General features: G+C 31.7%; 8 protein-coding genes. 5 read left to right on the top strand and 3 right to left on the bottom strand.

Going from position 1 to position 11784, the window contains the following annotated elements:
- Positions 1–22: 22 nt before the first annotated feature.
- A complete protein-coding gene (locus CLOPA_RS14735; protein ID WP_015616230.1) occupies positions 23–571 on the bottom strand; it encodes a hypothetical protein in 549 nt (182 codons plus the stop codon).
- Positions 572–1382: 811 nt separating this feature from the next.
- Between CLOPA_RS14735 and CLOPA_RS14730 the strand changes: the two genes are divergently transcribed.
- The 3 genes from CLOPA_RS14730 to CLOPA_RS14720 all read left to right on the top strand — a co-directional run bounded on the left by CLOPA_RS14730 (position 1383) and on the right by CLOPA_RS14720 (position 6997).
- Positions 1383–4034: a valine--tRNA ligase gene (locus CLOPA_RS14730; protein ID WP_015616229.1), complete on the top strand. Its 2652-nt coding sequence runs from the start codon at positions 1383–1385 to the stop codon at positions 4032–4034.
- A gap of 530 nt (positions 4035–4564) precedes the next feature.
- On the top strand, positions 4565–5881 hold the full coding sequence (locus tag CLOPA_RS14725; RefSeq protein ID WP_015616228.1) for a bifunctional folylpolyglutamate synthase/dihydrofolate synthase: 1317 nt from the start codon (positions 4565–4567) through the stop codon (positions 5879–5881).
- Positions 5882–6061: 180 nt separating this feature from the next.
- Entirely contained in the window at positions 6062–6997 is a 936-nt protein-coding gene (locus CLOPA_RS14720) for a hypothetical protein (RefSeq protein WP_015616227.1), read from the top strand.
- Positions 6998–7125: 128 nt separating this feature from the next.
- On the opposite strand, the gene argJ is transcribed toward CLOPA_RS14720, so the two are convergent.
- Together argJ and argC are read right to left on the bottom strand one after the other, a co-directional pair.
- On the bottom strand, positions 7126–8349 hold the full coding sequence (gene argJ, locus CLOPA_RS14715; RefSeq protein ID WP_015616226.1) for a bifunctional glutamate N-acetyltransferase/amino-acid acetyltransferase ArgJ: 1224 nt from the start codon (positions 8347–8349) through the stop codon (positions 7126–7128).
- A gap of 201 nt (positions 8350–8550) precedes the next feature.
- Entirely contained in the window at positions 8551–9588 is a 1038-nt protein-coding gene (gene argC / locus CLOPA_RS14710) for an N-acetyl-gamma-glutamyl-phosphate reductase (RefSeq protein WP_015616225.1), read from the bottom strand.
- 154 nt (positions 9589–9742) lie between these two features.
- Between argC and argB the strand changes: the two genes are divergently transcribed.
- Both argB and CLOPA_RS14700 read left to right on the top strand, forming a co-directional pair.
- On the top strand, positions 9743–10636 hold the full coding sequence (gene argB / locus CLOPA_RS14705) for an acetylglutamate kinase (RefSeq protein ID WP_015616224.1): 894 nt from the start codon (positions 9743–9745) through the stop codon (positions 10634–10636).
- Positions 10618–11784, top strand: a complete 1167-nt coding sequence (locus tag CLOPA_RS14700; RefSeq protein ID WP_015616223.1) for an aspartate aminotransferase family protein — start codon at positions 10618–10620, stop codon at positions 11782–11784. The genes argB and CLOPA_RS14700 overlap by 19 nt, the downstream gene beginning before the upstream one ends.

Raw genomic sequence — 11784 nt, 5'->3', positions numbered from 1 at the left:
TTTTAATTTCTAAAATAATATTTTACTTTGTCCATTTACTGTATAGATTAATATTATAGTTTTTTAGTTCAAATAGAAATAAGTCTAGGACATTTAAAGTTTTTAGTGTTTTTAATATTTTATATAAAGTATCTTCTTTTAACTGATTGCTGGATATGTCTATCAATATAAATTCATTATCTTTTTTTACAAAAATGTCCTCAAATTTTATGTCTAAGCTTAAAATCTTGTTAACATCTAATTTTTCGAAAAATTTTATTAACTTTAAAGCAGCTTTATGGTCAAATTTATTTTCGTTTATATATTTTGTTATACTAATTCCTTCAACATATTCTCTTATGATGTAGTGACCACAGAAATTATATATTTTAGGAAAGAAATTACTAACGGCAGTGGCTTTTAATAATTCATATTGTCTTTTACAGTCTAAAGGATCTTTGTAAATTTTTACCACTCTGTTATCCTTCATAAGATATACTGAAGAATTATAACTTCCTCCAATATATTTGCACTCATCTAGTTTTATAATTACTGATTTATTATCTTTTTGTAAATTTCTTTTTTTTCTCATGCTGACACCTCTTTTACATTACGCCCATGTTATACTCATAGTTTTCATAAAGTTTAGTAACGTTGCTTGCTTAAAAAAGTATGCAATAAAATTTTTAAGTAATATACTATGTCTATAGTAGTATATTAAATATATAAAAAAGTGTTAAAAATATTAAATTATTCATTAAAGTTATTAGAAAATTTCCTTGACATATTACAAGTTTTATTTATAATATTAATTAATAATATATTTACACGTTGATGAAGAGGAGTAAAAGATAAAAGGTGCTTAGAGAAGAAAATTCATAGGCTGAAAGATTTTCTGTACTTTTTACTTTGAAGGTAGCTTCGGAGTTTCTTTACTGAAATATTAGTAGGTAAAGACGGTAATCTTAACCGATATTCTATTAAGAGCCTATATGTTATCTAATGACTATAATTAATAGCAATAGATAATGAATTACAAAATTCAGTGAAAATATTAAGAATTTTGTTTGTAGGAAAAAAGGTGGTAACGCGCGCAGTCGTCCTTTGTGGATGTCTGTGCTTTTTTATTTTATAAGACATCTTTGACTTATTATTTATTTTCAAATGCCTAATTTATACTACTAAACAGCTATTAATAGTTATAAAAATTCAAAGATACAAAAATATTATTGAGCTATTTATAATTAAAATTTGTATATCAATTAACTATTACTTAGAATAGGCTTAAGAGTGGATAATAAAAGGAAGATAGGTTATATGGTTTTATAATAAATAAGAAATAAATAATTACTAAAGAGGTAAATCTATTGAATTATAATATAAATTAATAAGGAGACTAAAAAATGGATAATTCTAAGAATATCGCAACAACTTATGATCCAAAAGAATTCGAAGATAGATTATATAAATGGTGGGAAGAAGAGGGATTTTTTACTCCAAAGGTTGATAAAAGTAAAAAGCCTTATACGATAATAATGCCGCCACCTAATATTACAGGACAGCTTCATCTCGGGCATGCTCTAGATAATGCACTTCAGGATTTTTTGATAAGAACAAGAAGAATGCAGGGTTATTGTACGCTATGGATTCCAGGGCAAGATCATGCCAGTATAGCTACTGAAGTAAAAGTTGAAAAGGAACTTTTAAAAGAGGGTCTCAAAAAAAAGGAGATGGGCAGAGAAGCCTTCCTTGAGAGAGTTTGGCAGTGGACAGATACTTATAGAGCTAGAATAAGAGGACAACTGAAAAAGATGGGAGTATCTGCTGATTTTACAAGAGAGAGCTTTACTATGGATGAAAAATTAAGTAAGGCAGTAAGAGAAGTATTCGTAAAATTATATAATGAAGGACTAATATACCAAGGAAACAGAATTACAAATTGGTGTCCTAAATGTCAAACTGCTCTTTCTGATGCTGAAATAGAGTATGTTGAACAAAACGGGCATTTTTGGCATATAAAATATCCTGTAATCGGCGGCAATGAGTCATTGGAAATAGCTACTACAAGGCCAGAAACTCTACTTGGTGATACTGCTGTAGCTGTAAATCCAAAGGACGAAAGATATGCTCATCTTGTAGGAAAAACTCTTATGCTTCCATTAGTAAATAGAGAAATTCCAATAGTTGCAGATGAATATGTAGATATGGAATTTGGAACAGGAGCAGTTAAAATTACTCCAGCCCATGATCCAAACGATTATCAGGTTGGAAAGAGACATAACTTACCTGAAATAATTATCCTGAATAATGATGGAACTATTGTAAAGGGATATGGAAGATATTCTGGCTTAGACAGATATGATGCCAGAAAAGAAATAGCAAAGGACTTAGAAGAGCAGGGTTTCCTTGTAAAGGTAAAAGAGCACACTCATAATGTAAGTACTCATGACAGATGTGGTAATACTATTGAACCTATGATTTCTAAGCAGTGGTATGTTAAGATGGAATCCTTAGCTAAACCAGCTATTGAAGATGTTAAAAATGGCAAAACTAAATTTGTTCCTGAGCGCTTTGATAAGACTTATTTTAATTGGATGGAAAATATTCAGGACTGGTGTATATCAAGGCAGCTTTGGTGGGGACACAGAATTCCTGTTTGGTATTGTGAAGATTGCGGCGAAGTAATTGTAGCATCACAGGATCCAGGTAAATGCACAAAATGTGGAAGTACTAATCTAAAGCAAGATGAAGACGTACTTGATACCTGGTTCAGTTCAGCATTATGGCCTTTTTCTACACTAGGATGGCCAGAAAATACTGAAGATCTTAAATATTTTTATCCAACTAATACCCTGGTAACAGGTTACGACATAATATTCTTCTGGGTTGCGAGGATGATTTTCTCAGGTATTCATAACATGGGAGAAACTCCCTTTGAGCACGTATTAATTCATGGGCTGGTAAGAGATGCAGAGGGAAGGAAGATGTCTAAGTCCTTAGGTAATGGAGTTGATCCACTAGAAGTAATAGATACCTTTGGAGCAGATGCACTAAGATTTACTCTCATAACAGGCAATGCCCCTGGAAATGATTTAAGATATAAAACAGAAAAGGTAGAGGCTGCAAGAAATTTTGCAAACAAAATATGGAATGCATCTAGATTTGTCCTTATGAATTTAGATGAAGATATTATGAAAAAATACGAGAACTGTGAAGAATATAGTCTTGGAGATAGATGGATATTATCAAGGGCAAATACTGTAGCTAAAGAAGTTACAGAGAATATTGAAAAATTTGAGCTTGGAATTGCATCACAAAAGGTATATGATTTCATGTGGACAGAATTCTGCGATTGGTATATTGAAATTGTAAAACCTGTCATGTATGGCGAAGATGAAGAGGCAAAGGGAGTAGTTTTCAATGTACTTAATAAAGTATTAACTATTGGACTTCAACTTCTTCATCCTGTAATGCCTTATATAACTGAAGAAATATATCAACATTTAGATGGAGAATATAAATCTATATCTATATCCAAATGGCCTGAATACAGTGAAAAACTTTATGATGCAAAGGCAGAAACAGATATGAGTTATATAATAGAAGCTATAAAAGCTCTTAGAAATGTAAGAGCAGAGATGAATGTACCACCTTCAAGAAAGGCAAAGCTTATTATTTTGGCCAATGAAGAAAGTAAGAACGCCTTTGAAGCAGGAAGTATATATTTTGAAAAATTAGCTTCTGCAAGCAGCATAGAGTTTATTTCTAACAAGAATACGGTAGATAGTAATGCAGTTTCTGTTATAACAAAAGGTGGAGAAATATTTATTCCATTGCTTGACCTTATTGATTTAGACAAAGAACTTGAAAGATTAAATAAGGAAAGTATAAGATTGAAAAAAGAAATAGAAAGAGTAGAAAAGAAACTTTCAAATAAAGGCTTTGTTTCTAAGGCTCCTGCTGCCGTAATAGAAGAGGAGAGAGCTAAAGGAGACAAGTACAATGAAATGTTAAAAGCTGTACTGGAAAGACTTGATAGCTTAAAAAGTAATTAGTCTGAAATTTAAACTAATCAGGATTAATTGGTAAAATAGCAATAGTATTAGGCAAAAGAGATATAATTTAGAATTCAGTACTTCTATGTTAGGCATATGAAAATAAATAGTAAGTCAAAGATGCGACGGATATTTTTAATCATACAAGGAAACGGGTTCCGAGGATAGTGAGCTATCTGAGGGTTCTGTTGACGTAGTAGGATTCAAAATAGACTAGCATACTGACTAGTTATTTATTTGAATATGCCTTATATCTCTTTTACTTTAAAATGTGTTATTGAATTAAGCAGCATATTTACCAATGAATCTTACTTAGTAGGAGTCTGTACTCTCACTAAGTTTAGATGAATTATCCGAGTATGTGTAGCTGTTAGCAGCTAAACTTTGCAGTGTTAAATGTATATAGTATAGACCGCATATAATATTATTTAAACAGCTGACACTATGCATTGACGCTGATGTGCAATATTGTTAAACTATAATGAGATAAGTATAATACTTTGTTTAAGAATGAAGGAGCTCAAGAGAAAATGGACTATAAAGAAACTATGGATTACATAAAGAATACAGCTAAATTTGGCAGTAATTATGGATTATCTAGAACTAAGAAAATACTTGAACTTTTAGGAAATCCAGAAGAAAAATTAAAATGTATTCATATTGCAGGGACTAATGGAAAAGGCTCTACTACAGCTATGGTGTCTAAAATTCTTATAGAAGCTGGATATAAAGTAGGCATGTATACATCCCCTTTTATAGAGGAATTTGAAGAAAGAATACGTATAGACGAAAAGAATATACCTAAAGAAGAACTTTGTGAAGTGGTAACAGAGCTGTCTACAGCTGTGAATGAAGTGATAAAATTAGGATATGAGCATCCTACAGAATTTGAAATAATAACCTGTACAGCATTTTTGTATTTTTACAAAAAACAAGTAGATTATGCGGTTATAGAAGTGGGTCTTGGTGGGAGATTAGATTCTACTAATGTTATTACACCTTTAGTCAGTGTTATAACCTCTATAAGCTATGATCACATGAATATATTAGGTAATACATTAACTGAAATAGCTCATGAAAAAGCAGGGATTATTAAAAATAATGTACCGGTTATTCTATATCCTCAAGAGGCTGAGTGTGAAGTTGTAATAAGAGAAACTTGTGCTAAACATAATTCCAAGATTATTAGTGTCTCAAGAGAGTCTGCAGAATTTATAAATACATTTAAATCACAGGAAGAATCAAAATATTATCAACAAATTAGAGTTAAAACTTCAAAGGATATTTATAATATAAAATTATCACTTTTAGGAAAGTATCAGCTTTTAAATTGCAGTACAGCTATTCACTGCATAGAAGAGCTTAAAGATAAAGGTATTAATGTAACAAAAGCATGCATTGAAAGAGCCTTAAAGAGTGTTATTTGGAGGGGAAGACTAGAAGTTTTATCAGATTCTCCATTGGTAGTATTAGATGGTGCACATAATATAGATGGAATAAAAAATTTAAGTGAAAGTGTTGATAAATATTTTAAATATAATAATATTGTTCTTATTTTAGGAATACTAGCTGATAAGCAAGTAGAAGCTATGGTAAAAATTATTGCACCTAAAGCTAAGTATATCATAGCAGTAACTCCAAATAGTGACAGGGCCGAAATATCTAAAGATTTAGCTAAGATTGTAAAAAGGTTTAATTCTAATTGTGAAAGTTTTGATGACTACAAAGAAGCCTTTATTAAGGCTAAAGGATATTGTAAAAATGGCGACTTACTTTTAGTTTCTGGTTCATTATATATGATAGGTGATATGAGAAAAATAATTAATAATGCCAGAGAATTTGTATAGTTATAAACAGAGTTCTAAGTATCAGTATTTTTGATACTTAGAAATTGTTATCCTTTAGGGTAAATCGTTATCCAGGGACGTAGCCACCCTTTACTCCAACTTTCACAGAGTGCCATGGGAGTATTAGAGGGGATAGCCAGCAGATAAATGTTTAATATTTATGAACGGGAGATGAAACTTATGAGAGAAGTAGGTATAATTAAGTGGTTTGGTGGATTTAACCCTAGAATTCATAAGTTAAATGATTTTGGATATATACTTAGGGACAATCAGCCAGATTTATATGTAAATAGAAATCATTTGCATTGTAAAGCTAAATTACTTACTCCTGGTACAGTTGTATCATTTGAAATTGGAGTTAATTATAAAAATAATATGGAACAGGCTCTCAAAGTAAAATTACTAAAAAATGAAAAGGAAGGGACTCTTATTAAAACATGTGTTTTCAGCAGTAGAAAAGAATATTATATGCCGATCATAGTAAGTTTTTTTAAAGATGCTGATGCTTCAGATATAGAGGTATTATTTCCTAAAATTTTAAATTTGGATAAAGAAGAAAAGAGAAGAATTTTGGAGTCTATGGATCTGGAATTTAAGGAGAGGGATAATGTATTTAAATTTCTAGATATAGAGGAAAAAATAAATATATTATTTTATTTAGAAGAAAACAAACTACTTAAAAAATGGAGTGGCTTGGATCTAAAAGTTAAAATTTTTTTTCTATATAGGCTTTGCAGCGAAAATAAGGTTATGGGCCTAATTGAAAGATTAAAGGAAAAAGATTTATTTGTAAGAGCTATGTTAATAATTGCCTGGGTAAAATGTAATCAAGATAAAAAGTATGCAGCTTATAAAAAAGCTTGCGAGTTCATATATAAATACAGTTCCGATATGAGATATGAAGACAGTAATTATGAGGAGTTAAGGCTTATTTTTCCTCAAAGGAAAAACGATTTTAAAGTAGATATAAATAAACCATGGATAAACTGGAGTATTTTTGAGTTTATTCAATATTGCAATGGTACAAGTATCTTAGAGGATATAGACAAGGGAAATAGGGCAGTGATAATTTTAGTTTCAACTATAAATAATTTTATGAAGAGATTCAATATTTGATAGGATGGGGATTTGATTAATACGGAATAGTGAGAAAGAGCGAACTAATAAATGGTAATATTTACACTCCCCAAGGGTGCAATTTTTCCGATTTTAGTTCGCCATCTTCTTATATAATACTTAGATTCCTAGCTTCTGTAAGAACCATTTATTTTAACGTAATCATAAGTTAAATCGCAGCCCCAAGCAGTAGCATTATAGTTACCGTCATTTAAATCTATGGTAACAGTTATTTTTTCCTGCTCTAATATTTTCTTTGCTGCGGTTTCATCAAAATCTATATTACCACCCTTTTGGCATATTTGAATCTTGCCAACACTGTTGCTAAAGAATATGTTGATTTCATTTACGTCAAGTTCTGCACCACTGTAGCCTAAGGCGCATATGATTCTTCCCCAGTTAGCATCAGCACCAAAAAAAGCAGCTTTTACAAGGCTTGAAGTTATAACAGCCTTTGCACAGATTTTAGCATCCTTTAAAGAACGTGCATTATAGACATTAGTTTCAATTAATTTTGTAGCACCTTCCCCATCTCCTGCAATCATCTTTGCAATCTCCACATTTACGAAATGAAGAGCCTTTTTAAAAATATTATAATTCTCATCTTCAGTGTCAATAAGAGTATTTTCACAGGCTCCATTAGCAAGTATTACCACCATATCATTAGTGCTGGTGTCTCCATCTACAGATACCATATTATAAGAGTCTTCAACACTTTCCTTTAATGCCTTATTTAGCATTGCTTTTGAGATGTTGGCATCCGTTGCCAAAAAACTTAGCATAGTTCCCATATTGGGATGTATCATACCAGAACCTTTTGCCATAGCACTAATTTTAGCCGCCTTAGACCCAAGATTGAATTCCACCGTAATTATTTTCTCGGTTGTATCCGTGGTCATAATAGCTTTAGCGGCATCTTCGCCACCTTCATAGGATAGAGCCTCACAAGCCATTCCAATTCCTGAAGTTATTGTATCCATAGGCATGGGAACTCCGATTACACCAGTTGAAGCTACAATAACTTCTTCCGGAGACAATCCTAGAGCCTGTGAAGTTGTTTCAGCCATAGAAAGAGCATCGGAATAACCATCTTCACCAGTGCAGGCATTGGCATTTCCGCTGTTAACGACAATAGCTTGAGTATTTTCGTTCTCTATGAATTTCATATTCAAAAGTATTGGTGCAGCTTTCACTTTATTTTTAGTGAAGGTTGCTGCAGCTACAGCTTTTTTTTCACTATATATAACACATAAATCCTTTTTCACTTTTTTTAATCCACAATGAATACCGGATGCTTTAAAGTATGGTACATCAGTTATCGTTTTATTTTCTAATATTTTTATTAAATCCATATAATAGCCTTCTTTCTATATTAGTAAGGCAACTCAAAGAAATAAAGAATCTTTTACAATAGTTATTTATTTGAATGTGCCTTAATGCCCATTAACAAATTGCTTAATCTTTATACTGAAAGATTTTATTATGTACATTCATACTGGATAAATATACTTTTTGAATATAAGTTTGTATTCCCACTCAGCTTAGATAAATTATTAAGGAAAAATTGGGGTGTTTTCCAGTGCAGTATTTTCTTTCAAACCAAACATAAGATTCATGTTTTGAACAGCCTGACCAGCAGCGCCCTTCACTAGGTTGTCTATAGCAGAAACAACTATAACTCTATTTGTTCGTGTGTCTACTCTTAAGCTTATATCGCAGAAATTAGAACCTTTAACCCATCTTGTTTCAGGCAGTTCGTCAATTACTCTTACAAAGTATTCATTTTTATAAAAATCTCTATATAAATCCATCAGCTTTTCAGAATCTGTTTCATTTGTTAGCTTTCCATAACACACAGAAAGAATACCTCTGCTCATGGGAATCAAATGTGGAGTAAAGGTTAATTTTATTTCTTCTGAGGATAGTTCTGATAGATTCTGTTCAATTTCAGGGGTATGTCTATGGGTAGTTACACCATAAGCTTTTACAGAGTCATTGCACTCTACAAATAGGTTGGCTATGGAAGCCTTTCTCCCAGCTCCTGAGACTCCTGATTTGGCGTCTATAATGATACTAGTGGTATCTATAATATTATTCTTTACAAGAGGAGCAAGAGCTAATGTGCTGGCCGTAGGATAACACCCTGGATTAGCAATAAGTTCAGCTTCCTTTATTTTTGATCTATTTAATTCAGGTAAACCATACACAGCTTTTTCTAAAAGTGCAGCATAATTATGCTCAAGATTATACCATTCTTTATAAAGTTCTGTAGTTTTAAGTCTGAAGTCTGATCCTATATCTATAAATTTAATTTCACTTTCCATAGCTGCTTTTCCAAATTCCAAAGCTTTTCCAGAGGGCAGCGCGGTGAATAATATGTCTATGTCTTTGATTCTTTTAAAAGCCTCTTCGTCACTTACACATTTTTCATCTACAAATCTTTTCAGATTACCATACAAATTGCTAAAGCGTTCATTTACATAGCTGTGAGAGCATAAAAAATCAATTTCTACCTGTGGATGTTTATATAGTAATCCAGTAAGCTCTTCTCCTGAATAACCTGTAGATCCAATTATTCCTGCTTTTATCATATTATCACTCCAATTTATATTGACTTTTAAACTGATTATACATAATATATATATGTTATTCAATAAAAAAACATAATTTTTATTGAAAATATTGAATAATTATATTTAAGTGTGTATAATTATACATGTAAAAAAATAAGGTAGGTGCTTTAATATGAAAGATGAAGAAGGAGCAGTTTCTTTAGAGCCTTTGCCTGCACTAAGCAGTTTAAAGGGAAAAACATTTGTAATAAAATATGGCGGAAGTATAATGAAAAATGAAGAAGCCAAAAATGCATTTTTAAACGATGTAGCCACTATGAGACAGTATGGAGTGAATATAGTTATTGTTCATGGAGGGGGTCCTCTTATATCCAAATGGCTTAACAAAACTGGCATTGAAAGTAAATTTGTGAATGGTCTTAGAGTCACTGACGAAAATGTAATGGAAATAGTTCAAATGGTATTGTGTGGAATGGTAAATAAGGATATATCACTTAACTTAAGTTTAAGGGGATTAAATGCCATAGGAGTAAGTGGAATAGACAGTAAGTTAATAGAGGCACGAAAAAAATATATATATGATAATGGAGAAAAAATTGATATAGGTTTTGTAGGAGAAGTTGTTAATATAAATGAAACTATGCTTATAAGCTTAATAAAGTCAGGCCAAGTACCTGTTGTTTCTCCTGTAGGATATGATAAAGATGGAAATAAATATAATATAAATGCAGATTATGCAGCTTCCTTTATAAGCTCAGCAATTAAGGCTGATAAGCTTATTATATTAACAGATGTAGAAGGCGTATATGAGGATATAAATAATAAGAATAGTCTTATAGAATATTTAACCTTAGATAAAATACATGATTATATAAGAGATGGGATAATAAGCGGAGGTATGATACCTAAAATGGAGTGTTGTATGGAAGCTATAAAAAATGGTACTCATAATGTACATTTAATTGATGGAAGAAAAGAGCACTGCCTTATTAATAATATATTTAGTAACTGTGGTACAATAATAGAGGAAAAAGAGGGGGATAATCAATGTCAAAAGGCAATATAATGAATACTTATGGAAGATTTGATGTAACTTTTGAGAAGGGTAAGGGAGCAAGACTTTTTGACTCCAAAGGCAAAGAGTACATAGACTTTGTTTCTGGTGTAGCAGTTAATTGTCTTGGTCATGCCAATGATAAAATTGTAAACACAATAAAAAATCAGGCTGAAAAGCTTATGCATATCTCTAACTATTATTGGAATCAAAATGCAATGGATTTAGCTGAAAAATTATGTGAAAATACTGATCATCAGAAGGTTTTTTTCTGTAACAGCGGAACGGAATCCATTGAAACTGCATTAAAGCTTTCAAGAAAGTATGGGAGAATGGTTGGAACAGATGATAAGAGTGAAATAATATACATGGATAATTCTTTTCATGGACGTACTATGGGATCACTATCAGTAACTGGTCAGCCTAAATATCAGAAACAATTTAAGCCCTTAATAGGAAATGTTAAAAGTGTACAATTTAATGATATGGAAGAGATTAAGAGCGCAATTAGTGACAATACCTGTGCAGTTATAGTAGAACCAATACAGGGTGAGGGTGGAATAATATGTGCTCATAAAGAATACTTGCAGCTCCTTAGAGACTTATGTGACAATCACAATGCATTATTGGTCTTTGATGAAGTACAGTGTGGTGTTGGAAGAAGTGGAAAGCTTTTTGCATATCAAAAATTTGGAGTTGTTCCTGATGTTATATGTATTGCAAAGGCTCTTGGTGGTGGTTTCCCAATTGGTGCAGTACTCGCTAAGGAAAAGGCAGCTTCTGCTTTTGTACCTGGTGATCATGGCAACACCTTTGGCGGAAATCCAATGGGTACAGCTATAGGCCTTTGCATTTTAAATGAACTTATTGATGGTAAGATTATAGACTCTGTAGACGAAAAGGGAGAATATATAAAATCTAAATTGGTTAAGCTTCAGGAAAGATATAATTGTATAAGGGAAATAAGAGGTATGGGTCTTCTTATAGGTATACAATTAAGTATAGATACTAAGAGTATTATCAACAAATGTTTTGAAAAAGGACTTTTGCTTATTACAGCAGGAGCTGATGTAGTGAGAATATTACCTCCTTTAAATGTGGAAAAGAAGGATATTGATGATGCTTTTGAAATATTGGAAGAAGTTTTTAAAGAAATATAG

Source organism: Clostridium pasteurianum BC1 (assembly GCF_000389635.1).
GTDB classification, from domain to species: Bacteria; Bacillota; Clostridia; order Clostridiales; family Clostridiaceae; genus Clostridium_I; species Clostridium_I pasteurianum_A.
Note: the sequence above shows the minus strand (reverse complement) of the source record. Positions and strands in the feature narration are given on the sequence as shown.